At 61.6% G+C, this 22758-nt stretch carries 21 protein-coding genes; 6 read left to right on the top strand and 15 right to left on the bottom strand.

Annotated elements, in window-relative coordinates; all coding sequences use genetic code 11:
• Position 1: 1 nt before the first annotated feature.
• The 4 genes from ilvD to ilvG all read right to left on the bottom strand — a co-directional run bounded on the left by ilvD (position 2) and on the right by ilvG (position 4865).
• Positions 2 to 1843, bottom strand: a complete 1842-nt coding sequence (gene ilvD / locus BSP75_RS01185) for a dihydroxy-acid dehydratase (protein WP_075111941.1) — start codon at positions 1841 to 1843, stop codon at positions 2 to 4.
• Between the two features lie 143 nt (positions 1844 to 1986).
• Complete coding sequence (locus BSP75_RS01190) at positions 1987 to 2931, bottom strand: branched-chain amino acid transaminase (protein WP_075111942.1); 945 nt, start codon at positions 2929 to 2931, stop codon at positions 1987 to 1989.
• Between the two features lie 12 nt (positions 2932 to 2943).
• Positions 2944 to 3222 carry an acetolactate synthase 2 small subunit gene (gene ilvM / locus BSP75_RS01195; RefSeq protein WP_075111943.1) on the bottom strand — a complete coding sequence of 93 codons (279 nt, stop codon included), beginning with the start codon at positions 3220 to 3222 and terminating at the stop codon, positions 2944 to 2946.
• Positions 3219 to 4865 carry an acetolactate synthase 2 catalytic subunit gene (ilvG, locus tag BSP75_RS01200; RefSeq protein ID WP_075111944.1) on the bottom strand — a complete coding sequence of 549 codons (1647 nt, stop codon included), beginning with the start codon at positions 4863 to 4865 and terminating at the stop codon, positions 3219 to 3221. The genes ilvM and ilvG overlap by 4 nt, the downstream gene beginning before the upstream one ends.
• Positions 4866 to 5249: 384 nt before the next feature.
• Between ilvG and BSP75_RS01205 the strand changes: the two genes are divergently transcribed.
• The 3 genes from BSP75_RS01205 (at position 5250) to BSP75_RS01215 (ending at position 8772) form a co-directional block, all read left to right on the top strand.
• Positions 5250 to 6764, top strand: coding sequence for a YifB family Mg chelatase-like AAA ATPase (locus BSP75_RS01205; RefSeq protein ID WP_075111945.1), 1515 nt, complete (start codon positions 5250 to 5252; stop codon positions 6762 to 6764).
• A 127-nt stretch (positions 6765 to 6891) separates the two neighbouring features.
• Positions 6892 to 7791 carry an acyltransferase gene (locus BSP75_RS01210; RefSeq protein WP_075111946.1) on the top strand — a complete coding sequence of 300 codons (900 nt, stop codon included), beginning with the start codon at positions 6892 to 6894 and terminating at the stop codon, positions 7789 to 7791.
• 6 nt (positions 7792 to 7797) lie between these two features.
• Complete coding sequence (locus BSP75_RS01215) at positions 7798 to 8772, top strand: acyltransferase (protein ID WP_075111947.1); 975 nt, start codon at positions 7798 to 7800, stop codon at positions 8770 to 8772.
• Here BSP75_RS01215 and BSP75_RS01220 read toward each other — a convergent pair.
• Positions 8688 to 9200 carry a DUF523 domain-containing protein gene (locus BSP75_RS01220; protein WP_075111948.1) on the bottom strand — a complete coding sequence of 171 codons (513 nt, stop codon included), beginning with the start codon at positions 9198 to 9200 and terminating at the stop codon, positions 8688 to 8690. The two genes, BSP75_RS01215 and BSP75_RS01220, sit on opposite strands and share 85 nt — an antisense overlap.
• The gene (locus tag BSP75_RS01225; RefSeq protein ID WP_075111949.1) at positions 9197 to 9847 is read right to left on the bottom strand and encodes an NUDIX domain-containing protein; all 651 of its coding nucleotides are present in this window, start codon (positions 9845 to 9847) and stop codon (positions 9197 to 9199) included. The genes BSP75_RS01220 and BSP75_RS01225 overlap by 4 nt, the downstream gene beginning before the upstream one ends.
• 74 nt (positions 9848 to 9921) lie before the next feature.
• Here BSP75_RS01225 and BSP75_RS01230 point away from each other — a divergent pair, with 74 nt between their 5' ends.
• Positions 9922 to 10557 (top strand): nicotinamidase, encoded by a 636-nt coding sequence (locus BSP75_RS01230; RefSeq protein ID WP_075111950.1) that lies wholly within the window; start codon positions 9922 to 9924, stop codon positions 10555 to 10557.
• Position 10558: 1 nt separating this feature from the next.
• Entirely contained in the window at positions 10559 to 11737 is a 1179-nt protein-coding gene (gene pncB, locus BSP75_RS01235; protein ID WP_075111951.1) for a nicotinate phosphoribosyltransferase, read from the top strand.
• A gap of 74 nt (positions 11738 to 11811) precedes the next feature.
• On the opposite strand, the gene BSP75_RS01240 is transcribed toward pncB, so the two are convergent.
• The 9 genes from BSP75_RS01240 to rph form a co-directional block, all read right to left on the bottom strand.
• A complete protein-coding gene (locus BSP75_RS01240; protein WP_042655883.1) occupies positions 11812 to 12420 on the bottom strand; it encodes a thiol:disulfide interchange protein DsbA/DsbL in 609 nt (202 codons plus the stop codon).
• A gap of 229 nt (positions 12421 to 12649) precedes the next feature.
• The gene (locus BSP75_RS01245) at positions 12650 to 13639 is read right to left on the bottom strand and encodes a serine/threonine protein kinase (protein WP_075111952.1); all 990 of its coding nucleotides are present in this window, start codon (positions 13637 to 13639) and stop codon (positions 12650 to 12652) included.
• 103 nt (positions 13640 to 13742) lie between these two features.
• Positions 13743 to 15194, bottom strand: coding sequence for a cytochrome c oxidase accessory protein CcoG (ccoG, locus tag BSP75_RS01250; protein WP_058052061.1), 1452 nt, complete (start codon positions 15192 to 15194; stop codon positions 13743 to 13745).
• Positions 15195 to 15349: 155 nt separating this feature from the next.
• On the bottom strand, positions 15350 to 15613 hold the full coding sequence (locus BSP75_RS01255) for a YihD family protein (protein WP_042062469.1): 264 nt from the start codon (positions 15611 to 15613) through the stop codon (positions 15350 to 15352).
• A gap of 30 nt (positions 15614 to 15643) precedes the next feature.
• Positions 15644 to 16798, bottom strand: a complete 1155-nt coding sequence (locus tag BSP75_RS01260; RefSeq protein WP_075111953.1) for a GGDEF domain-containing protein — start codon at positions 16796 to 16798, stop codon at positions 15644 to 15646.
• A gap of 127 nt (positions 16799 to 16925) precedes the next feature.
• Positions 16926 to 17315 (bottom strand): Cu(I)-responsive transcriptional regulator, encoded by a 390-nt coding sequence (cueR, locus tag BSP75_RS01265; RefSeq protein WP_069556369.1) that lies wholly within the window; start codon positions 17313 to 17315, stop codon positions 16926 to 16928.
• Positions 17316 to 19745, bottom strand: coding sequence for a heavy metal translocating P-type ATPase (locus tag BSP75_RS01270; protein ID WP_075111954.1), 2430 nt, complete (start codon positions 19743 to 19745; stop codon positions 17316 to 17318).
• 171 nt (positions 19746 to 19916) lie between these two features.
• On the bottom strand, positions 19917 to 20570 hold the full coding sequence (gene pyrE, locus BSP75_RS01275) for an orotate phosphoribosyltransferase (RefSeq protein ID WP_075111955.1): 654 nt from the start codon (positions 20568 to 20570) through the stop codon (positions 19917 to 19919).
• A 75-nt stretch (positions 20571 to 20645) separates the two neighbouring features.
• The gene (gene rph, locus BSP75_RS01280; RefSeq protein ID WP_021138508.1) at positions 20646 to 21362 is read right to left on the bottom strand and encodes a ribonuclease PH; all 717 of its coding nucleotides are present in this window, start codon (positions 21360 to 21362) and stop codon (positions 20646 to 20648) included.
• Between the two features lie 147 nt (positions 21363 to 21509).
• On the opposite strand from rph, the gene BSP75_RS01285 reads away from it, so the two are divergent.
• Positions 21510 to 22373: a YicC/YloC family endoribonuclease gene (locus BSP75_RS01285; protein WP_042062476.1), complete on the top strand. Its 864-nt coding sequence runs from the start codon at positions 21510 to 21512 to the stop codon at positions 22371 to 22373.
• The last annotated feature ends 385 nt before the right edge of the window (positions 22374 to 22758 follow it).

Below are 22758 nucleotides of genomic sequence, written 5' to 3' on the forward strand. Positions count from 1 at the left end.
CTTACTCCCCCAGCATCGAACGATCACGCACCGCACCCTTGTCGGCGCTGGTGGCGAACATGGCATAAGCGCGCAGGGCAAAGGAGACCTGACGCTGACGATCGAGCGGCTTCCAGCCACGAGCTTCCACGGCGACGCGGCGGGCAGCCAGCACGCTGTCGGCCACCTCAAGCACCATGCTACGGGCCGGGATATTGATGCTGATGATGTCGCCATCCTCCACCAGACCGATAGTGCCGCCAGAAGCCGCCTCCGGCGAGACGTGGCCGATGGAGAGGCCCGAGGTACCGCCGGAGAAGCGACCGTCGGTGATGAGAGCGCACGCCTTGCCGAGGCCCATGGATTTCAGATAGGTAGTGGGGTAAAGCATCTCCTGCATGCCGGGGCCCCCTTTCGGCCCTTCGTAGCGGATCACCACCACCTCGCCCGCTTTCACGGTGCCGTCGAGGATACCGTTCACCGCACTCTCCTGACTCTCGAACACCCGTGCCGGGCCACGGAAGGTGAGGTTCTCCTCATCCACCCCGGCGGTCTTGACGATGGCGCCGTTGAGCGCGAGGTTGCCGGAGAGCACGGCGAGGCCGCCCTCCTGGCTGTAGGCATTTTCCAGCGAGCGGATGCAGCCTTCGGCGCGGTCCAGATCCAGCTCCGGCCAGCGGCAATCCTGACTGAAGGCCTTGGTGGTGCGGATCCCGGCAGGGCCGGCGCGGTAGAAGTCCACCACCTCCTGACTCGGCTGGCGGCTGACATCATATTCATTGAGCTGTTCGACGAGGGAACAACCCAGCACGGTGCGGGTATCGCCGTGTACCAGACCCGCTTTTTCCAGCTGGCCCAGAATGGCGACCACGCCACCGGCGCGGTGCACATCTTCCATATGGTACTTCTGGGTAGAGGGCGCCACCTTGCACAGCTGCGGCACCTTGCGCGACATGCGGTCGATATCGGCCATGGTGAAGTCGACGCCCGCCTCCTGCGCCGCCGCCAGCAGGTGCAGCACGGTATTGGTGGAGCCGCCCATGGCGATATCGAGCGCCATGGCGTTCTCGAACGCCGCCTTGGTGGCGATATTGCGCGGCAGGGCGCTCTCGTCATCCTCCTCATACCAGCGCTTGGCCAGCGTCACGATGCGCTGACCCGCCAGTTTGAACAGCTGCTCCCGATCAGCGTGGGTCGCCAGCATGGAGCCGTTGCCCGGTTGGGAGAGGCCGAGCGCTTCGGTCAGGCAGTTCATGGAGTTGGCGGTGAACATGCCGGAGCAGGAGCCGCAGGTGGGGCAGGCACTACGTTCCACCTGTTCGCTCTGGGCATCGGAGACCTTGGGATCGGCGCCCTGGATCATGGCGTCCACCAGATCCAGCTTGATGATCTGGTCGGAGAGCTTGGTCTTGCCCGCTTCCATCGGGCCGCCGGAGACGAAGATCACCGGGATGTTGATACGCAGGGCGGCCATCAGCATCCCCGGGGTGATCTTGTCGCAGTTGGAGATGCAGACCATGGCGTCGGCGCAGTGGGCGTTGACCATGTACTCCACCGAGTCGGCAATCAGTTCGCGCGATGGCAGGGAGTAGAGCATGCCACCGTGGCCCATGGCGATGCCGTCATCCACGGCGATGGTGTTGAACTCCTTGGCAACGCCGCCAGCGGCTTCAATCTCGCGCGCCACCAGCTGACCCAGATCCTTGAGGTGGACGTGGCCCGGCACAAACTGGGTGAAGGAGTTGACCACGGCGATGATGGGTTTGCCGAAATCCTGATCGGTCATTCCGGTGGCACGCCACAGGGCGCGGGCCCCGGCCATGTTACGTCCGTGGGTGGTGGTGGCGGATCTCAACTTCGGCATTGTCTCTACTCCCTGAATGCCCATATGGGCTCGATGCGTTATGCGGTGATGATACGAGTGGATCGGAATCGATCCTGGTGAAGGCACCTCGGGGAGCCTTCACCGGAAGCGACTCGGGGAGGCGTGACGCCTCCCCTCTCTCATCAGTCGTTGACTGGCGTCAGCCAGCCCCACTTGTCTTCGGTCTGACCGTTGAACAGGCCGAAGAAGGCGTTCTGCAACTGCTCGGTCACCGGGCCACGGCTGCCAGCGCCCACCTTCATTCGATCGACGGAACGCACCGGGGTCACTTCGGCGGCGGTGCCGGTCATGAAGATTTCGTCCGCCACATAGAGCGCCTCACGGGGCAGCGCCTGCTCGCGCACCTCGTAACCGAGATCGCGGGCCAGCGTCATGATGGTGTCACGGGTGATGCCGGGCAGGATGGCAGCGGTAGCGGGCGGGGTGAACAGCACGCCGTTCTTCACCAGGAACAGGTTCTCCCCCGCCCCTTCGCTCAGATAGCCGTTAACATCCAGCGCCAGCCCCTCGGCGAAGCCGTTGCGCTTGGCCTCGCGGCTGATCAGCTGGGAGGACAAATAGTTGCCACCCGCCTTGGCGCCGGTGGGAATGGTGTTGGGCGCGAGCCGGTTCCAGGAGGTGACACAGACATCCACCCCGTTTTTCAGCCCCTCTTCCCCCAGATAGGCGCCCCACGGCAGGGCGGCCACCATCAGGTCGGCCTTGGCATCCAGCGGCGGATGCAGCCCCAGCCCCACGTTGCCGACAAAGGCCAGCGGGCGCAGGTAGCCACTCTTCAGGCCGTTCTCGCGCACCACGGTGCGGCAGGCTTCATTTACGTCGGACTCGCTGTAGGGGACGTCCATCCAGTAGATCTTGGCGGAATCGAACAGTCGGCGGGTGTGCTCCTGCAGGCGGAAGATGCAGGTGCCCTTGGGGGTATCGTAGGCGCGTACCCCCTCGAACACTGAGGAGCCGTAGTGCAAGGCGTGACTCATGACGTGCACCTGAGCATCTTGCCAGGGCACCAGTGTGCCGTTGAACCAGATGTACTTGGGTTGAGAGGCGGATTGGGAAGGCTGTGACATTGGCTTGGCTCCTTAAGCTCTGATCCGGGGTTGCTGTTCCAGTGCATCGACCCGGGAGACGTCCACCAGCTTCACCAGCTGGCTCCACAACTGCTGGATGGGACGTACCGACTCGACAGTAACCGTGATCCGCAGCTGTTGGCAATCCTGCTCCATATTCAATGCGCAGAGAGCGAAGCCGCGGTGACGCACCACCCGCAGCACCCGCTCCATCACTTCGGGTCTGGGCTGGGCGTGGATATGCAGGGTGTGTTGTGTAAATGCTGGCTGGGCAAGGGTGTGCGGGTTCATGGGCGTTGCTCCATCATCTTGTGGTTGGCGACTCCCGGCGGAACCAGGGGCCAGACGTTTTCTTCCTCTGAAATAGCCACATGCAGCAGATAGGCACTCTCGCTTGCCAGCAGGCGATCGAGGGCACCGGCTATCTGCTCCTTGCATGTGATGGTTTCGCCCGGAATGCCGAAAACGGCGGCCAGCGCGACGAAATCGGGGTTGTCGGAGAGGATGGTCTCGCTGTAGCGGCCGTCGAAGAACAGCTCCTGCCACTGGCGCACCATGCCGAGGCGCTGGTTATCCAGCAGCACCATCTTCACCTTGAGCTGGGCACGGCGGATGGTACCGAGCTCCTGCACGTTCATCATGAAGGAGCCGTCACCGCTCACCAGCACCACTTCATCCTGCGGGCGCGACATCTTGGCGCCGATGGCGGCGGGCAGACCGAACCCCATGGTGCCGAGACCGGCGCTGGAGAGGTGGTTGCGCGGGCTGGTGAAGCGCATGTGCTGGGCCACCCACATCTGGTGCTGACCGACGTCGCAGGCCACCACGCTGGTCTCCGGCAGCCGGGCAGAGAGCTGCTTGAGCAGCGCCGGAGCATAGATGGGCTGGCCGGGATGGTCGTAGCGAAACGCATATTCGCGGGCCATGGCGGCGCAGTGTTCACGCCACGGGTCGATGGAGAGAGTCATGGCGAGGGCGGGCAACACCCGCTTGAGATCCGTGGTGATACCCACCTCGGCAGCGCGGCGCTTGCCGAACTCGGCGGCATCCACATCGAGATGGATCACCTTGGCCTCGGGGGCGAACTCCTCCAGCTTGCCGGTCACCCGATCATCGAAACGGGCGCCCACCACCAGCAGCAAATCGCACTGCTGCACCGCGTAGTTGGCGGCCTTGGTGCCATGCATGCCGAGCATGCCCAGATAAACGGGACTGTCGGGGTCGAGCGCGCCAATCCCCTTGAGAGTGGTGACCGCAGGCATGCCGGTGGCAGCGGCAAAGTCACGCAACTGCTGCTCGGCATTGGCCATGCCTACCCCGCCACCGACGTAGAGTACCGGGCGCTCGGCAGCAGCGATCAGAGTGCGGGCTGCGGTCAACTCCGAGGGATTGAGCGCCTCCGGCTCTTCCACAGCAAACAGCGGGCTCTGGGTAGGCACGGCAGCCAGCTGCACATCCTTGGGAAAATCGATCAACACAGGGCCCGGACGCCCTTCGGTGGCGATGGCGAAGGCTTCTGCCAGCACGCGCCCCAGATCGGCGGCATCGGTCACCATGAAGGAGTGCTTGGTGCAGGAGAGGGACATGCCGAGCACGTCGACCTCCTGAAACGCATCGGTACCGATGGCGGCACAAGGCACCTGACCACTGATGGCCACCAGCGGCACCGAGTCGAGCAGCGCCTCCGCCAGACCGGTCACCAGGTTGGTGGCACCGGGGCCGGAGGTGGCGATGCAGACGCCCACCTGACCAGAGGCGCGGGCATAACCGACCGCCGCCATGGCGGCACCCTGCTCGTGGCGGCAGAGCTGATGAGCCAGACCACCGTCATACAGAGCATCGTAGACCGGCATGATGGCCCCGCCCGGGTAACCAAACACCTGGGTCACACCCTGTTTCTTGAGAGCCTGTACCAAAAACTGCGCGCCGTTCATGTGGAAAATCCTGTCCTTTGGTCGAAAAAAAACCCCCGAGCTGTGAGGCTCGGGGGTCGCTTGTTTCGTTCTGTCCGGTGGTGGGTCTATCCCTTGTTCCGTGCAGCTAAACGAGCCCCGAGCGGTGAGATAATAATCACCACTAGGACCACAATAATGCTGACGAAACGGGAGGCCATGTTCATAGTTACAACCGGAAATCCTGTGAAATTGGGGCGATTTGCACCGCGAATGGCTATTAGAACTAGCACGGTGATTTTTATTGGGCAAGACTTTTTTCTGTGACAACCCACTGATTTTGGCTATTCCTCAGCCGGAACTCTGGAATAAAAAACCAACAACAAGCAGTTAGTCAGAACATATATCAACTCAAGGACGGGATTTATGTCATTAGCTGTGGTTTATAGCCGTGCCAGCCTCGGGATCGCGGCTCCGCAAGTTACGGTGGAAGTTCACCTCTCCAACGGCCTGCCCGCCTTCAACATGGTGGGATTGCCGGAAACCTCGGTGAAGGAGTCGCGGGATCGGGTACGCAGCGCCCTGCTCAACGGCAATTTCGAGTTCCCGAGCAAGCACATCACAGTCAATCTGGCCCCCGCCGATCTGCCCAAGGAGGGCGGCCGTTTCGATCTGGCCATCGCCATCGGTATTCTCGCCGCTTCCAAGCAGATACCGGCAAAATACCTGCTCAATCACGAATTTTTAGGGGAGTTGGCTCTGACTGGCGAGATCCGTCCCGTGCTCGGGGTGCTGCCCGCCGTACTGGCCTGCCGCGATGCAGGACGCACCCTGCTGGTGCCGCGAGAGAACGGCCCCGAGGCCTCCCTCATTCAGGATGCCGAGGTGCGCACCGCCCACCAGTTGCTGGCCGTCACCGCCTGGCTGGCGGGTCAATACGAGCTGCCACTGCCGGAGCCCCAGACCACTGATACCCTGCCCGATGTGCCGGATCTGCAGGATGTGATCGGCCAGTCCCAGGCCAAGCGGGCATTGGAGATCGCCGCCGCCGGCAGCCACAACCTGCTGTTCATCGGCCCGCCTGGCACCGGCAAGAGCATGCTGGCCAGCCGCCTGCCCGGCATTCTGCCGCCGCTCAGCGAACAGGAGGCGCAGCAGACCGCCGCCATCCACTCCATCGGTGGCCTCACCCCGCGCGCCGGGCACTGGCACCACAGGCCCTATCGCACGCCGCACCACAGCGCCTCCGCAGTGGCGCTGGTGGGAGGCGGCAGCCATCCGCGGCCCGGCGAAATTTCGTTGGCCCATAACGGGGTGCTGTTTCTCGATGAGCTGCCCGAATTTGAGCGCAAGGTACTCGACTCCCTGCGCGAACCGCTGGAGACCGGCCACATCACCATCAGCAGGGCCGCCCGTCAGGTGGATTTTCCCGCCCGCTTCCAGCTGGTGGGCGCCATGAACCCCAGCCCCTGCGGCCACTATGGCGACGGCCAGACCCGTTCCAGCCCGGATCAGATCCTGCGCTACCTCGGCAAACTTTCCGGTCCCTTTCTCGACCGCTTCGATCTGACGGTGGAGGTGCCGCTGCTGCCCAAGGGGAGTCTCACCGGCAAGGCGGAGCGGGGGGAGTCGAGCCAGCAGATCCGCGATCGGGTGCTGGCGGCGCGGGAGCGCATGCTCAGCCGCAATGGCAAGCTCAACAATCTGCTGGATAGTCGTGAAATCGAAGATATTTGCCGATTATCGCCGCAAGATGCCGAGTTTTTGGAGAACGCCATCCAGAAGCTGGGGCTCAGCATCCGGGCCTGGCACCGCATTTTGCGGGTGTCGCGCACCATCGCCGATCTGGCGGGGCAACCGGCCATCGGCAAGGAGCATCTGATCGAGGCTCTCGGTTATCGTGCCATGGATCGTCTGCTGTCGCGGCTGCGCAGCAGCTGATAGAGGGGAAAATGTGAGTCCGGCACTGTGACGGCTCTTAATGGTCTCACGGGCCAGCGGCTGATATTATGGCCACAGATCTGACCACTTGATGGCCCTTTATCGACAGCAAGACGGACCCGAACTCATGCCCAACAAGCTGACAGAGCGACTGCGCGGCAGCCTCTCCACCCTGCTCTATTTTTTCAACACCCTCTTCTGGTTTATCCCCATCTTCTTGTTGGGTCTGCTCAAGCTGCCGTTACCGCTCAAAGGGTGGCGAACCCTCTGCAATGCCCTGCTGGATGGCTGTGCCAGCTGCTGGATCGGTTTCAACAATCTGATCCAGAAAACCATCATCAAAACCCCTTTCGAGGTGGTCGGAGTGGACAAAGGGCGCCGGAATGAGTGGTATATGGTGATTGCCAACCATCAATCCTGGGTCGACATACTGGTACTGCAGCGGGTTTTTAACCAAAAAATCCCCTTCCTGAAGTTTTTTCTCAAAAAAGAGCTGATTTGGGTGCCTTTTCTCGGTCTGGCCTGGTGGGCACTCGACTTCCCCTTCATGCGGCGATATTCCAGAAAATTTCTGGAAAAACACCCCCATCTGAAGGGAAAAGACATTGAAACGACCCGTAAGGCCTGCGCCAGGTTCCGCCACATTCCGGTGAGTGTGATGAACTTCGTCGAAGGCACCCGCTTCACCGGCAGCAAGCATCAGAAGCAGGGCTCGCCCTATCGTCATCTGCTGCTCCCGAAAGCGGGGGGCATCGCCTTCACCCTGGCCGCCATGGGTGATCAGTTGCATCAACTGGTGGATGTCACCATCGCCTATCCGGACGGCATTCCCAGTTACTGGGGTTTCATGTGCGGCCGGGTCGGGCAAATCAAGGTTCAGGTCCGCTATTTGCCGATCGACCGCAAGCTGGTGGGGGATTACTTCAATGACCCCGACTTCCAACAAGAGTTTCAACAGTGGTTGAACGGGATCTGGCACGAGAAGGACCAGACCCTGAGCCAACTGCTGGCAACCAAGGCGCAGTAAACACCCATGCTATCCCTGCTTCCCGGCCCGCTGGTGCTGATCATCAGCGCGGGCCTGACCATCCTGTTCACCGCCTTGTGCGCCAGCCTGATCCTGCTGGTGTCGCTGGCCAAACTGCTGCTGCCTGTTCCGGCTTTTGGCCGCGCCTGCAGCCACCTCAACAACCGCTTCATGCGTCTGTGGCTCGCCTGCAATGCGCTGGTGATCCGTCTCACGATGCGCATCGACTGGCAGATCGAAGATAAGACCCGACTGCGCAAGGATGGTTGGTATCTCATCATCAGCAACCACATGAGCTGGACCGATATCGTGGTGCTGGGCCACCTGTTCCGGGATCGACTGCCGGTGCCCAAGTTCTTCATGAAGCACGAGCTGATCTACATCCCGCTGCTGGGACTTGCCTGCTGGGGACTCGACATGCCCTTTATGCGCCGCTATTCGAGAGAGTTTCTGTTAAGAAATCCGCACCTGCGCGGCAAGGATATCGAAACCACCCGCAATGCCTGCGAGAAGTTTCGCCACATCCCCACCACCGTCATCAACTTCGTGGAAGGGACCCGCTTCACCGAGCAGAAACGGGATGCGGCCCGTTCCCGTTACCGCCATCTGATGCCGCCCAAGGCGGCGGGTCTGGCCTTCACGCTGGCCGCCATGGGGGAGCAGTTTGACAGCCTGATCAACGTCACCATCCGCTATCCGGACAACGCCGAGACCCCGTTCAAGGACTTCCTGATGGGGCGGGTGAAGCGCATTCAGGTGCGGATCGAGGAGCTGCCGGTGGATGAGGCGCTGGTGGGTGACTACTTCAATGACAAGCAGTTCAAGCGCGGTTTTCAGGAGTGGCTAAACCAGCGCTGGCAGGAGAAAGACGAAGTGCTGGAGGGGTGGCAGAACAGTCAGGCGCCGCTGCCGGTTGCTGCCGAAGAGATATCCAGCAAAGAGGCATCCAAAGAGAGCGCCGAGGCCAGCTCGGCCAGCTGATCTTCGGAAAAGACCGCAATCCCGTGGCGGCGCAGCAGGGCGGTGGTCTTGCCCTCGCCCGCCACAGAAATTCCCTCAAAGCGGCCGTTATAGATGCGGCCGCTGCCACATGAGGGGCTCCCCTCTTTCAGCAGCGCGAAGCGAATCCCCTGCGCCTGACAGAGCGCGAGGGCCAGCTCGGCGCCGCGATCAAACTCTTCAGTCACATCCAGCCCGCTCGCCGTCACTACGCGCTCGCCCTGCCGCTCGGCAGGAGGGCGCGGGGTCGGCAAGCCGCCCGCCACTTCGGGACAGAAGGCCAGCGCCCGCCCTTCGGATCCGAGCTCACTCAGCCAATCGCTGACAATCCCCTTGCTCTGGCCATCGTAACGCACTGGCTGGCCCAACAGGCAGGCGCTGACCAGCACACGAACGGGATTGGTACTCACGCTTCCGCTCCATGCATCACCTGATCAAACATCACGCAGCAGGGGCTCTCCAACCGGTAGAGGATGGCGGGGCGCTGTTTGCCGGTACGCTTGCGGCCGGTATCCACCAGAATGTCGGCGCGATGGATCCGCTTGCGAAACGCCGCCGTATTCATCGGGGTTTGCAGGATGATTTCGAAGGCACGCTGCACCTCGGAGAGGGTGAACTCGGGCCCCAGCAGATGCAACGGCAGGGTGCTGTAGCGACTCTTGATGCGCAGCCGCTCCAGCCCCTTGGCGATAAGCTGGACATGGTCAAAGGCGAGGCTCAGCCCCGGTAGATTGGAGAGCGGATGCCAGCAGCCGTGGGTCACTTCCACTTCCGGATCGACCAGGCAGAGATAGACCAGAGTGGTGGACCAGCCGCGGGGATCCCGTTCCAGATTGCCGAGGGTACAGACCTGCTCGCTGTAGCAGTGGCCGAGCCCCCACTCCGCCAGCAGGCGGCGCTGGGCAGCGTCCAGATCCCGATCCAGTGCCTCGTCGATACGCAAACCGGGTAGCTGCCAACTGTGGGCAAAGGGGGGGCGATCACGGGTCTCGAGCAGCAGCTCGAGCCGCTCGTCATGCAACCGCAGCACCACCATATCCAGACTCATTCTCAGCATGCCGATCGCCCTGCTCGCCTTCCATTAATGTTTGGTAGATAATATCACACGAATAGTATGTGCAGGAGCCAATCATGGGAACCGTCGCCAGCCTGGATATTGATGCGCAGAAGGGCTTTACCCCCCTCTGCCCGAACGAACTGCCCGTCGCGGGCGGTGATGATATTGTGGCTGCGCTCAACGCTCAGGCCACCCTCGCCACGCTGCGGATCGGCAGCAAGGACGCTCACCCCGCCAATGCCGACTGGGCCGTCTCTGACCCCGCAGGCATGCTGCTGCCGCTGGATCTGCCGAACGCCGACCTCACCTGGCCGGTGCACTGCGTGCCGGGCAGCAAGGGCTTCGAGCTGCTCGACGGCCTGCCCGCCCCCATCGACTATGACTTCTTCATCTGGAAGGGGGTCGAGCCGGATCTGCACCCTTACGGCGCCTGTTATCACGATCTGGCCGAACGGCGCAGCACCGGACTCATCGAATTCCTGCAAGCCCGCAAGGTCGACACCGTACTGGTCGGCGGCCTCGCCACCGACTACTGTGTCAAAACCAGCGTGCTGCAACTGCGCCGCGCCGGTTTCCGGGTAATCGTCCATCTCGATGCCTGCCGTGGCATCGCGCCCGAGACGGTTGCCAGCGCCCACACCCAGATGATCGAGGCTGGCGCCGAACTGGCCCAGACCCTGATCGATGTACAACGCCTGCTGGACGCCTGATATGCCCCCAATCCTCACTAGCCTGCTCGACACCGATGCCTACAAGCTGCATATGCAGCAGGCGGTGTTCCATCGCTATCCGGATGCCGAGGTGGTGGCCGAGTTTCACAGCCGCAATGAAGAGGATCTGCTGCCCATGATGGGGCAGATCGAGGAGCAGCTGCGCCTCGCCGGATCCCTGCGACTGACCAAGCCCGAGCTCGATTTTCTGGCCGAGCGCCCCTTCTTCACCCCTGACTACCTCGACCACCTGCGCCGCAAGCCGCTCGATGCCTCGCTGCTCAAGGTGTTCGAGCAGGATGGCCGCATCAATGTGCGGGTCGAGGGCCCTTGGCAGGATGTGATCCTGTGGGAGATCCCGGTGCTCGCCATCATCAGCGAGATGCGCAACCGCTTCCGCTACCCCCAGTTCGGTGTCAGCCACGCGCTGGAGCGGCTCGATCAGAAGATCGACAAGCTGGAGCAGGAGCTGAGCCCGGAGGAGATGAGCGAGTTCAACCTCATCGACTTCGGCACCCGCCGCCGCTTCTCCCACTCGGTGCAGGATGCGGTGGTGGGTCGCCTCAAGGAGCGGCTGCCGGCGTTTCGCGGCACCAGCAACTACATGCTGGCCCAGAAGTACAAGCTGCCTGCGGTGGGCACCCAGGCCCACGAATGGTTCCAGGCGCACCAGCAGCTCGGCTTCCCGCTGGAGCACAGCCAGCGCGCCGCCCTCACCAGCTGGCTGGACGAGTTCACCGACCATCTCGGCATCGCCCTGACCGACTGCATCACCATGGATGCCTTCCTGCGTGACTTCGACTTCGAGCTGGCCAGCAGCTATCAGGGCTTGCGCCACGACTCCGGTGATCCCGTGGTGTGGGGCGAGAAGGCGATCAGCCACTATCAGCGGCTCGGTATCGACCCCACCGACAAGACCCTGGTCTTCTCCGACGGGCTCAACCTCGACAAGGCGGTGCAGCTGTTCCGTCACTTCCGTGGCCGCATCAACACCAGCTTCGGCATCGGCACCAAGCTCACCTGCGATCTGCCCGGTGTCAGCCCGATGAACATCGTCTTCAAGCTGATGGAGTGCAACGGCGGCCCGGTCGCCAAGATCTCCGACAGCCCGGGCAAGACCCTCTGCCGGGATGCGGAGTTCATCCGCAACCTCAAGCAGGCGTTCCACGTCGGGGTCTGATCTTCACCGAGCGCCAGAAAACAAAAAGCCCGCCGGTTCGCACCGGCGGGCTTTTTTTATCGACTCAAAAGGTATCAGTCTTTCTTGGCCAGCAGGAACTGCACCAGCTGGTTGAACTGCTCTTGAGAGGTGATGGATTCAATCTTCACCATGTACTTGCCGTTCACCAGGAAGGCCGGTACACCGCGAATGTTGTAGCTCTCGGTGTTGCGATCGAACTGGGAGACCATGCCGGAGACGGCGAAGCTGTCGACGGCACCGTCGAACTCTTCAGCCGGTACGCCGTTGTCCACGAAGATCTGCTTCACCTCGTCACGGCTCATCGGCGGCTGACGCTGGGTGTGGATCTTGGTGAAGATGGCCGGGGTCAGCTTGGCTTCGGCGTTGAGCAGGCTGGCAACGGCATAGGCACGCTGCATCTCGGGGCCCATTTCGCGGCCGAGGAAGGCAACCGGGTTCTTCTTCAGGGTGACGCCTTTCGGCAGACCGGCTTGCAGTTGCTCAACGATCGGTTCGAAGGTGGCGCAGTGCGGGCAGTAGTAGGAGAAGAACTCCATCACTTCCGGCTGGGCACTGCCAGTCTGTTTGACCACATCGTAGTTGACGCCTTCCTTGAACTCGGGGGCGGCGTGAACCATGGGGATCATCAGCATGGCAGCAAGGAAAAATAGAACTTTTTTCATGATGTTTCCTGTTAAGGGATCACTGTGAGGCACGCCCGGCGAACCGAAGCAGTGCCAAGCCTATTGTTTCGCCATGCTGACGTCAATGGTCAGGGCCGGAGATCGAGTCCCGCTGGCCACGCAAGATCCCTTCCATTTCACCAGTTTGGCATCAGACTCAACGGCGGCGCCTTGAGTGCCTCCAGCTGATCGTGCCAAAGGTGGGGCTATCTGCTGGTCGCCGGATAAGTTACCACCCAGGCATCAGGGTCAACGGCGGTGCCTTCAGTGCTTCCAGCTGATCGTGCAGGGTCGCTATCTGTTGACGCCAGTAGTGATCGGTATTGAACCAGGGGAAGTGACGGGGGAAGGCGGGATCTTCCCAGCGCCGCGCCAGCCAGGCCATGTAGTGGACGATGCGCATCGCCCGCAGCGGCTCGATCAGCGCCAGCTCCCGCGAGTCGAACTCCATAAACTCCTCGTAGCCCGCCAGCAGGGTGTCGAGCTGGATCTGCTGCTCGTGGCGCTCGCCACTCAGCATCATCCAGAGATCCTGAATCGCGGGGCCGGTGCGGCAATCATCGAGGTCGACAAACATGGGGCCATCGCGCCACAGGATGTTGCCCGGGTGGCAGTCGCCATGCAGCGAGATCTGCGCCACATCGAGGGTCATGGCGTCGCTGACATGTTTGATCAGCTCGTCGAGCACCCCGAAGAATTGCTTCGCCAGCCCGCTTGGCAGCCACTCGCCAGACGCCAGCAGCTGACGCGGCTCGTGCAGCATGCTCTCCACATCGAGCCGCACCCGATGGTGGAACGGCTTGCTGGCACCGATCTGATGGATGCGACCGAGGAAGCGCCCCACCCACTCCAGCTGATCGAGGTTATCCACCTCGAATTGACGGCCACCGACGCTCTGCCAGATGGCAAAGGGGTAACCCTCATGCTCCAGCAGGGTCTCGCCCGCGAAGGCGAGCGGCGCAGCGACCGGGATCTCCGCCTCGGCGAGACGAGTGGCAAACTCATGCTCCTCAAGGATCTGGGCCCGGCTCCAGCGGCCGGGACGGTAGAACTTCACCACATAGCGGCGACGATCCTCATCCTGAAACTGATAGACCCGGTTTTCGTAGCTGTTGAGCTCGATAAGGCCGGAGTCGAGCCGCAGGCCGCTGAGATCGAGCGCATCCATGATGAGGTCGGGATTGAGGTCGGAATAGTTGAAACGCATGTCATCCACCATAAGAAAGGGGCGCCGTTGCGCCCCATTCTATCACTACTGCCCGGCATTGCCGTGCTCGCTGGTGACCGGACTGGCATAGCGCCCGCCCCGCCGCCACACGCGGTTACAACCGGCTGATAAACTTGCTGCCCTGACGCAGGTTACCCTTGCTGTCATCGGGCGCCGCCCCCTCCCGTTTCAGCACGAACTGGATGTCCAGCGTTGGCCGTTTCAGGTTATAGGGATCGACCGCCAGACTGACCGGCAAGGTATAGATCTCGCCTGCCTTCAGGGTCACTTCACGGGGACCAAACCACTGATACTCGGGCAAGCCCTCCACATCCAGCTGGTAGGTCTGGGGCTGCAGGGTCTTGTTGAGGATCTTGAGGGTGTAGGTGTTCTCGATAAGCCCCTCGCTGTTTTCACGGAACAGCTGGTTGCGATCCCGCAGGATATCGAGCCCCATCGGCATGATGGACATGGCGTTGTAGACAAATACCCCCAGCATCACCGCCATCACCAGCCCGTAGCCAATCAGCTTGGGACGCGCCACATGGGTGGAGTCGTTGGCCAGCTTGTGCTCGGTGGTGTAGCTGATGAGCCCTTTCGGATAGCCCATCCGATCCATGGTCTGGTCGCAGGCATCGACGCAGGCGCCGCAGTTGATGCACTCGTACTGCAGGCCGTCGCGGATATCGATGCCGGTCGGGCAGACCTGCACGCAAAGATCGCAGTCGATACAGTCACCCAGCCCCAGCGCCTTGGGGTCCGCCTTGCGGGAGCGGGCACCACGGGTTTCGCCGCGCTTGGTGTCATAACCGACGATGAAGGTGTCCTTGTCGAACATGGCGGACTGGAAGCGGGCATAGGGGCACATGTGGATACACATGATGGCGCGCATCCAGCCTGCGTTGCCGTAGGTGATGATGGTGAAGAAGCTCACCCAGAACAGTACCCAGCCCCCCGCCTGCAGGGTGAAGAAGTCCGGCACCAGTTCAGTCACATCCTGGAAGTAGGCGACGAAGGTCAGGCCGGTCACCAGCGAGATCGCCAGCCAGGCCAGATGCTTGGCCCCCTTGCGGGCCAGCTTCTCGCCGCTCCAGGGCGCCTCGTCCAGCTTGCGCCGCTTGTTGGCGGGCCCTTCCAGCTTCTCTTCAAACCAGATGAACATGAAGGTCCAGACCGTCTGCGGGCAGAGATAGCCGCACCAGACCCGGCCGAGGAAGGTGGTCACGAAGAAGAGGGCGAAGGCGGCAATCATGAAGAGCCAGGCGAGCAGGGTCAGATCCTGCGGCCAGATGGTGGCGCCAAAGATATGGAACTGCTGATGACCGAGGTCGAACAGCACCGCCTGTCGCCCCTCGTAACGCAGCCAGGGCAGCAGCACGAAGAGGGCAACGAAGAACCAGCCCATCCCCTTGCGCACCCGCTGCCAATACCCTTTCTGGGCCCGCACATAGATGCGGTTGCCCGGGTTGAATCTGTCGTCGCTGGCTTTGAACGTATGGGGGTTGAAGGTCCCGGTTACGTCCTTGTCGGTGACGTCCTTGATATCGATTTTATCGTGGTCGGCCATTGCAAGACATCGCTCCCTTATTTGTTATGGAGCGGATTATATCTTAAACAGCATGCTAATTGTGTGGATTAGATGTATCTAATATTGGCGTTTGATCGCAATTTTCGGCAACAAAAAAGCGCATCACCTTGCGGTGATGCGCTTCCGCTAAAGATTCACTTGATTCCGCGGGCTTTGAGCAGTGCCTCTTTGAAATCGGGCACATGATCCTTGGCCAGACCGGGGATCATCGCCTGCTTGTCGGATTCCCGCATTTTGAGGTGATAGATCAGCATGTCGTCGGTCAACTCGGACAGAGAACCTTCAAATCCCGCTTCGTTGGCCAGTTTGGCAACAAACTGCACCAGGCTGAGATCCTGTTCCTTGATCCAGGCAGGCTGCAACAACTCCAGCAGCTCTTCGATACGATGACATTGCATAGACAACCTCTTTAATCTGTCACGTTAAACTCAGGCAACCTTACCCATCAAGGCTACTTCGATTCGATCCCGCCCATTATGCTTGGCCTGATAGAGTGCCGCATCCGCTTTCTGGATCAAATCGGCGATTTTCATGCTGTTATCCGGTATCAGTGTCGCAACACCAAAACTACATGTGACCCGACCGGAGACCAGTGACTTCTGGTGCGGGATGGCCAACTCCTTGAGCGCCTGCCGCACATTGTCCGCCACCTGCAACGCCCCCTGCATGCCGGTGCAGGGCAACAGCAGGGCGAACTCCTCGCCCCCGTAACGGGCCGCCAAATCGTCCTCGCGCCGCTCCACCTCGGCCAGCAACCCCGCCACCTGTTGCAAACAGTCATCCCCCAGCTGATGGCCATAGAGATCGTTGAACTGCTTGAAGTAATCCACGTCCACCAGCACCAGCGACAGCGGCGCCCGGGCACGGTGACAGCGGCGCCAGGCCCGCTCCAGCGAGTCGTCGAGGTGAGCGCGGTTGGCGATACCGGTCAGACCGTCGAGGCGGGAGGTGAGACGCAAATGCTCGGAGACCACCTTCAACTCGGCCACCAGTTCGGCGTTGGAGAAACGGTGGTGGAGCGAGGCGATCTGATCCCGCCGCATCCGGCGCAGCAGGGTCGGCAGAAAGACAAACAGATAGCCCGCCAGCATGCAGGAGACGATCCGCTCTTGCTCGTTGCCATTGCCCAGCTCGAACAGCATTGCCATACCCAGCGGCAGGGCAGAACCATAGAGGGTGCGGCGGCTGCCAAACAGCATGATGGCGCTGCCGGTGAGAATGAGGCTGGCGAGCATCATCATGGCGGCCCGATAGGTATCGGGCAGCTTGTCCATGTAGAGCAGCACCCCCAGCGCCCAGATGATGGAGGTAATAGTCACGCCGATGAAAAGTTCGCGCTCCAGCACTGGCAGCGGTGTCTGGTGCAGGCGGGCTCGCCGCCAGCGCAGGTGCCAGCCCCGGCCAAGCAGCCACAGGAAAGTCCCTGCCAGCCAGCCAAGCGCTTCGGTGGCGGGCAGATAGTCGTGAAACAGCAGACTCCAGCCAAATGCCAACACGCCCAAACAGGGGAGACTGAACGATGCGTGGGTATAGAGCTGGGCCATGATGGCCTGCTTAACCTGGCGTGTCACACTCTGGGTCAACTGAGTACTCCTGTACAAGAGCCGAGCAGTCTACCACTACCCCCTGACCCGCAACAATAAAGCACCGTTTATTAAGAAGTTAGTCAATCATCTGTGGTTTACCCTGCGCTGGAAGGTGAGCCCTTGCTCACCCCTTCTCCAGCTCGTCGAGGATCGGGCACTCGGGATTCTCATCCCCGTGGCAGCAGCAGACCAACCCTTCCAGGGAAGTCAGCATAGCCTGCAGCCCGGCGATGCGAGCGCGCAGATCGACGATCTTCTCCTGCGCCAGCTTCTTCACCTGGGCGCTGGTTCTGTGCTCGTTGCGATAGAGCGCCAACAGCTCCTGACACTCCTCCAGATTGAAGCCGGTCTCCCGCGCCCGCTTGACGAAGCGCAGCTCGCGCAGCGCGCCTTCCGTGTAGCTGCGGTAGCCGTTGTCGCTGCGTACCGGTGCTGTGATGAGACCGATGCTCTCGTAGTAACGGATGGTCTTGGCGGTCAGCCCCGTGGCCTTGGCAACCTTGCTGATGTTCATTTATGCCTCCTTACTGATCGGGTTGGATGCTGGCCCGTGCGCCGCCCTGGGCTGCCAGCGTTTCAATAACAGGGAATTGCTCAATACTGTGATGCTGCTCAGGGCCATGGCCGCCCCCGCCAGCTCGGGGCTGAGGTAGCCCAGCGCCGCCAGCGGAATGCCGATGATGTTGAATACGAAGGCCCAGAACAGATTCTGCTGAATGGTGCGCCAGGTGGCCGCCGAGATATCGATGGCATCGGCCACCAGCCGCGGATCAGATCGCATCAGGGTGATGGAAGCGGTCTCCATCGCCACATCGGAGCCGGAGCCCATGGCGATACCGACATCCGCCGCCGCCAGCGCCGGAGCGTCGTTCACCCCGTCCCCCACCATGGCCACCAGCCCGCGAGTTTGCGCCCGCAACGCCTCGACCTTCTCCACCTTGCCCGCTGGCAGCACGGAGTCAAAGGCCCCATCCAGCCCCAGCTTGGCGGCAATATGGGCCACCGGCGCCGGTGCATCGCCGCTCACCAGCCAGCTGGCGATGCCGCGCTGGCGCAGGGTGGCGATGGCTTCCGGACTCTCGGGGCGCAGGGTATCGGCCAACGCCGCGATGCCGGCGACCGTGCCATCGATGGCCACCCAAACCCGGGTCGCCCCATCGGCGGCTTGTTCATTCTGTTGCGGCTGATCAATGCCGAGCTGAGCCAGCAGGGATCCATTACCGATGGCGACCGCGTGACCCGCCACCTGACCGACAATACCGGCACTGACCCGCACCTCGACCGCTTCCGGCTGGGGCAATGTCGCACCGTTGCCGACCGCCTCGCGCATGGCCAGCGCCAGCGGGTGTTCGCTCGCCTGTTGCAGGGCGGCGGCGAGACGCAGTTGCTCGGCAGTGCCGCTCCAGCTCGCCAGCACAGGCTTGCCCTGAGTGAGCGTACCAGTCTTGTCGAAGATCAGCGCCTTGATGGCGTGGGCCTTCTGCAGGGTATCCACATCCTTGATCAGGATGCCGTGACGCGCCGCCACCCCGGTGCCGGTGACAATGGCGGCAGGTGTCGCCAGCCCCAGCGCGCAGGGACAGGCGATCACCAGCACCGCCACCGCCGCCAGCAGCGCCTGCGCGAAGTCATTGCTGATGGCGTACCACACCAGCAGGGTAAACAGGGCGATGGCCATAACCACCGGTACAAACACGGCAGAGACCTTGTCCACCAGCTGCTGCAGCGGCGCCTTGCCCATCTGGGCGCTCTCCACCAGCGCGATGATCTTGCTGAGGCTGGAATCCTCCCCCACCGTAGTGGCCTCGATCTCCAGCACGCCGGATCGGTTGATGGCACCGCCCAGCACCTTGTCGCCCACACTGCGCGGCACCGGCAGGCTCTCGCCGGTGAGGATCGACTCGTCCAGCTCGCTGGCGCCGCTCACGATTTTGCCATCCACCGGCACCCGTTCCCCCACCAGCACCCGCAGCCGATCACCGCGCAGCACCTCGTCGATAGCGACACTCTGCCAACTCTCGCCGCGCCAGACGGTAGCGGTTTCCGGCCGCAGCGCCATCAGTTCGCGAATGGCGGACTGGGTGCTGCGTCTGGCCCGCGCTTCCAGCAACTTGCCGAAGGAGATCAGAGTGATGATGATGGCACTCGCCTCGAAATAGAGCTGGCCGCTGGCCGCCATGCCCAGCGTTAGCAGCAGATAGAGGCTGTAGAAGTAGGCGGCACTGGTGCCGGTGGCCACCAGCACATCCATATTGGCCGCACGGTTCTTGAGGGCAAACCAGGCGCCGCGATAGAAGCGGGCCCCAATCCAGAACTGCACCGGCGTGGCGAGCAGCAGCTCGAGCCAGGCGGGCAGATGCCAGGGGAACAGTCCAGCCATGGCCAACATCCCCACCAGCAGCGGCAGGGTGAGCAAAGCCGAGACGATGACCCGGGTCTGCGCCTGACGGGCAGTGACGGCCTCCTGCGCTTCCCGCTCCAGCAACTGCTGGCGGCGGCCGCTGGCCGAGCCCTGTGCCAGTTTGGCGCCAAAGCCGAGCGCTTCTATATGTTCACGCAGGGCGGCGGGGCTCTGTGCGCCAGGCACCAGCACGATACGAGCCTGTTCGATGGAGAAATTGACCTCGGCGGAGATGACGCCCGGCAGTGCAGCCAGCATCTTGTTCAGCCGAGCCGAGCAACCGGCACAGGTCATACCGGTGATTTGAAACAAAAAGGTCTCGCTGCCGTAGTCGTAACCCTGACTCTTGATGCTGTCGAGCACCACAGGCAGGCGATCGGGGCTGGCCAGCTCGATGGCCGCCTGCTCCAGCGCGAAATTGACGGTGGCCGTGACCCCGTCGAGTTTGTTGAGGCTGGCCGCGATGCGGCTGGCGCAGTTGGCGCAGCTCATGCCACTGAGCGGCAATTGCAGATGAATGAGGTGTTGCTGTTGAATCGTCATGCTGTTCCTCCCGGGAACCCGTCGGCACCACAAAACGCCGACTGGCAAACCCTAACCTTTACTGTAAGGGCAAGCTCAAGCAGTTCACAGCCGTTTTTAAAACGATGTTGGCAAAACGCGGATAAAAAATGGCGCCACCCTCGACGAGGGTGACGCCATGATCCATCTCATTCAGATACCGTACTGGGCGCGATAAGCCTTCATGGCCACCAGTTGCGCCGCTAGCTCCGGCTGTTCGGCCTGCTTCTCTTCCAGATAGGCGATGAGATCGCTCATCTGGATGATGGCGATGATGTGGGCGCCGTAGTCGCGCTCTACCTCCTGAATGGCGGAGAGCTCGCCCTTGCCCTTCTCCTGACGGTCCAGCGCGATCAGCACACCCGCCAGCGAGGCGCGATTGGCCTGGATCAGATCCATGGATTCGCGGATGGCGGTCCCAGCGGTGATAACGTCGTCCACCAGCATGATGCGCCCCTTGAGCGGGCTGCCCACCAGATTGCCGCCCTCGCCGTGATCCTTGGCCTCCTTGCGGTTGAAGCACCAGGGCACATCCACATCGTGCTGCTCCACCAGCTGCACGGCGGTGGCGGAGGCGATGGGGATCCCCTTGTAGGCCGGGCCAAACAGCACATCGAACTCGATGCCGGCATCCATCAGGGCGGCGGCATAGAAACGGCCGAGGCGGGCCAGATCGCGGCCGCTGTTGAACAGACCGGCGTTGAAGAAGTAGGGGCTTTTACGACCGGATTTCAGGGTAAATTCACCGAATTTGAGGACCTGCTTCTCCAGGGCGAACTCGATAAATTGACGCTGGTAGGCTTTCATTCTGGCTCCTTGCTTGGCTTGTCGTTGTCTTGTGTGGGGGTATAAAAAAACGCGGCCAATGCCGCGTTTTTAAAATCAGGAGAGTGACTGCTTTTGCAGCGCAATGATCTCTTCAATGCCGCCCTTGGCGAGCCCCAGCATCGCCAGCAGCTCCTCATGGGTGAAGGGCTCGGCCTCCGCGGTGCCCTGCACCTCGATGATGCGGCCATCTTCGGTCATCACCACGTTCATGTCGGTCTCGGCGGCGGAATCCTCGATGTACTCCAGATCACAGATGGCTTCGCCCTGATACATGCCGACGGAGACGGCGGCGATCATCTGCTTGAGCGGGCTCTGCTTGAGCATGCCCTTCTCGACCATCCAGTTCAGCGCATCCACCAGCGCCACGCAGGCACCGGTAATGGAAGCAGTGCGGGTGCCGCCATCGGCTTGCAGCACATCACAGTCAACGGTGATGGAGTGCTCGCCCAGCGCTGTCAGGTCTACCGCCGCGCGCAGGGAGCGGGCGATCAGACGGGAGATCTCCAGAGTACGGCCACTCTGCTTGCCGGAGGCCGCTTCGCGGTTCATCCGGGAGTGGGTGGAGCGCGGCAGCATGCCGTATTCGGCAGTGACCCAACCCTGACCCTTCCCTTTCAGGAAGCGCGGAACGCTGGTGTCGACGCTGGCGGTGCAGAGCACGCGAGTGTTACCGAACTCCACCAGCACTGAGCCTTCTGCATGTTTGGTGAAATTGCGGGTAATGGTAACCGGGCGAAGTTGCGCGGCACTGCGATCGCTGGGACGTGACATGGAACGGACCTCTGGGCTGGCTCAAATTGGCGGGGGATTATAAGTGATCCCGCCCCAAATATCAGCCGCTAAAACCACGGCATCGGCTGACGAGCAGGGCAGGGCTGAGTATACTGGCCGCACACTTCATCAAGCCCGGAACAATCAATGATTCACAGCATGACCGCCTACGCCCGCAAGGAATTCAAGGGCGACTGGGGCACAGCCGTTTGGGAAATTCGTTCGGTAAACCAGCGCTATCTGGAAACCTACATTCGCCTGCCGGAGCAACTGCGCAGCCTGGAGCCGGTACTGCGTGAGCGTTTCCGCGCCAAGCTGCAGCGCGGCAAGGTGGAGTGCAACCTGCGTTTCGAAGCCGCTCAAGCCGATGCAAAGCAGCTGCATATCAATGAAGAGCTGGCCAAGCTGATCATCGACAGCGCCAACTGGGTAATGAAAGAAGCGGGCCAGGGCCAGCTCAATCCGGTCGACGTGCTGCGCTGGCCGGGTGTCATGGCTGCCGCCGAGCAGGACATGGACGCGGTCGCCACCGAGCTGCTCGGCGGTTTTGACCAGACCATGGAAGATTTCCTCGCCTCCCGCGCCAGCGAAGGGGCCAACCTCAAGGCGCTGATCGAACAGCGTCTGGCCGGTATTCAGGTGGAAGTGAAGAAGGTGCGCGTCCACCTGCCGCAGATCATCGAATGGCAGCGCCAGAAGCTCACCGACCGTCTGGCCGAAGCCAAAGTGGAGCTGGATCCGGCCCGCATCGAGCAGGAGATCGTCATGCTGGCCCAGAAGATCGACGTGGCCGAAGAGCTGGATCGTCTGGAGATGCACATCAGCGAAACCAACAAGATCATGAAAAAGGGTGGCGCCTGTGGCCGTCGCCTCGACTTCATGATGCAGGAGTTCAACCGCGAGTCGAACACCCTGGGCTCCAAGTCCATCAACGCCGAAGTGACCCAGTCCGCCGTCGAGCTGAAGGTCCTCATCGAGCAGATGCGCGAGCAGATCCAGAACATCGAGTGATGTTTTTCGGCGTTTATCGCTGGTTCAGATGACTCACAAACCCCTGATTTTCGGGGGTTTGTTGTTTTTGCATGTCTTGCATCGTTCTGGATTGTTCGAGCAAAGTGGTATCACCATACGACGTAATTCCACTTCCCTGTAACGTGATCCTGAATCGCTGAATCAGGCAATCAAGAAGCCACTCACACAGAATATCTTCTCGTTCGAGAAGCGATGGGTCCATGACCTGTGTGATACCGCAAGGACACTGCCAGACCAAGCAGGAGGTGATGATGCCCTTGCCAAACGCGGCTTTGCCTCACATCAGGGGCTTGTTCGAACCCTTCTGACGCGATGGCTTATGAGCGCGATGATATTGGCTGAAAAGAGGGCTGCGAATTCTGTG

The organism is Aeromonas sp. YN13HZO-058, from assembly GCF_001921245.1.
GTDB lineage: Bacteria > Pseudomonadota > Gammaproteobacteria > Enterobacterales > Aeromonadaceae > Aeromonas > Aeromonas allosaccharophila.

What these genes read in the sequence shown, in the direction of transcription:
- ilvD (WP_075111941.1), bottom strand. Translation starts at nt 1,843, where the DNA reads ATGCCGAAGTTGAGATCCGCCACCACCACCCACGGACGTAACATGGCC.
- BSP75_RS01190 (WP_075111942.1), bottom strand. Translation starts at nt 2,931, where the DNA reads ATGTCACAGCCTTCCCAATCCGCCTCTCAACCCAAGTACATCTGGTTC.
- ilvM (WP_075111943.1), bottom strand. Translation starts at nt 3,222, where the DNA reads ATGAACCCGCACACCCTTGCCCAGCCAGCATTTACACAACACACCCTG.
- ilvG (WP_075111944.1), bottom strand. Translation starts at nt 4,865, where the DNA reads ATGAACGGCGCGCAGTTTTTGGTACAGGCTCTCAAGAAACAGGGTGTG.
- BSP75_RS01205 (WP_075111945.1), top strand. Translation starts at nt 5,250, where the DNA reads ATGTCATTAGCTGTGGTTTATAGCCGTGCCAGCCTCGGGATCGCGGCT.
- BSP75_RS01210 (WP_075111946.1), top strand. Translation starts at nt 6,892, where the DNA reads ATGCCCAACAAGCTGACAGAGCGACTGCGCGGCAGCCTCTCCACCCTG.
- BSP75_RS01215 (WP_075111947.1), top strand. Translation starts at nt 7,798, where the DNA reads ATGCTATCCCTGCTTCCCGGCCCGCTGGTGCTGATCATCAGCGCGGGC.
- BSP75_RS01225 (WP_075111949.1), bottom strand. Translation starts at nt 9,847, where the DNA reads ATGCTGAGAATGAGTCTGGATATGGTGGTGCTGCGGTTGCATGACGAG.
- BSP75_RS01230 (WP_075111950.1), top strand. Translation starts at nt 9,922, where the DNA reads ATGGGAACCGTCGCCAGCCTGGATATTGATGCGCAGAAGGGCTTTACC.
- pncB (WP_075111951.1), top strand. Translation starts at nt 10,559, where the DNA reads ATGCCCCCAATCCTCACTAGCCTGCTCGACACCGATGCCTACAAGCTG.
- BSP75_RS01240 (WP_042655883.1), bottom strand. Translation starts at nt 12,420, where the DNA reads ATGAAAAAAGTTCTATTTTTCCTTGCTGCCATGCTGATGATCCCCATG.
- BSP75_RS01245 (WP_075111952.1), bottom strand. Translation starts at nt 13,639, where the DNA reads ATGGTGGATGACATGCGTTTCAACTATTCCGACCTCAATCCCGACCTC.
- ccoG (WP_058052061.1), bottom strand. Translation starts at nt 15,194, where the DNA reads ATGGCCGACCACGATAAAATCGATATCAAGGACGTCACCGACAAGGAC.
- BSP75_RS01255 (WP_042062469.1), bottom strand. Translation starts at nt 15,613, where the DNA reads ATGCAATGTCATCGTATCGAAGAGCTGCTGGAGTTGTTGCAGCCTGCC.
- cueR (WP_069556369.1), bottom strand. Translation starts at nt 17,315, where the DNA reads ATGAACATCAGCAAGGTTGCCAAGGCCACGGGGCTGACCGCCAAGACC.
- BSP75_RS01270 (WP_075111954.1), bottom strand. Translation starts at nt 19,745, where the DNA reads ATGACGATTCAACAGCAACACCTCATTCATCTGCAATTGCCGCTCAGT.
- pyrE (WP_075111955.1), bottom strand. Translation starts at nt 20,570, where the DNA reads ATGAAAGCCTACCAGCGTCAATTTATCGAGTTCGCCCTGGAGAAGCAG.
- rph (WP_021138508.1), bottom strand. Translation starts at nt 21,362, where the DNA reads ATGTCACGTCCCAGCGATCGCAGTGCCGCGCAACTTCGCCCGGTTACC.
- BSP75_RS01285 (WP_042062476.1), top strand. Translation starts at nt 21,510, where the DNA reads ATGATTCACAGCATGACCGCCTACGCCCGCAAGGAATTCAAGGGCGAC.